At 32.5% G+C, this 388-nt stretch carries 2 rRNA genes; both read right to left on the bottom strand.

The features are described from left to right. Nucleotides 1-5 precede the first annotated feature (5 nt). Nucleotides 6-122: ribosomal RNA gene (gene rrf / locus Q3223_RS19615) — 5S ribosomal RNA — on the bottom strand. A gap of 182 nt (nt 123-304) precedes the next feature. Continuing rightward, nucleotides 305-388 (bottom strand): 23S ribosomal RNA (locus tag Q3223_RS19610); the annotation flags it as partial.

The raw sequence follows: 388 nt of genomic DNA, 5'->3' as shown, positions 1-388 counted from the left end.
TATCCACGTGGCTATGTCCTACTCTCCCAGGCAGTTTCCCACCAAGTACCATCAGCGCTAAAGAGCTTAACTTCTGTGTTCGGAATGGGAACAGGTGTATCCTCTTTGCTATTATAACCACATATTGCCTATTTATAAGACAAGTATTATATTAACATCTTTATTTTTAAATGTCAATAGTTTTAAAGTACTAAATAGTAATTGTTTAATATGATATATACCATATTAATTGAAGTTAGTACTTTATCTAGAGTTAACACTCTAAAAACTACATATATATTTTATTGAATGAACATCAAATAATTTGGTCAAGTCCTCGACCTATTAGTATCGATAAGCTAAATACATTGCTGCACTTACACCTTCGACCTATCAACCAGATAGTCTC

The organism is Clostridioides sp. GD02367 (genome assembly GCF_045900275.1).
GTDB lineage: Bacteria > Bacillota > Clostridia > Peptostreptococcales > Peptostreptococcaceae > Clostridioides > Clostridioides difficile_A.
This window is presented reverse-complemented; position numbering and strand designations above follow the sequence as displayed.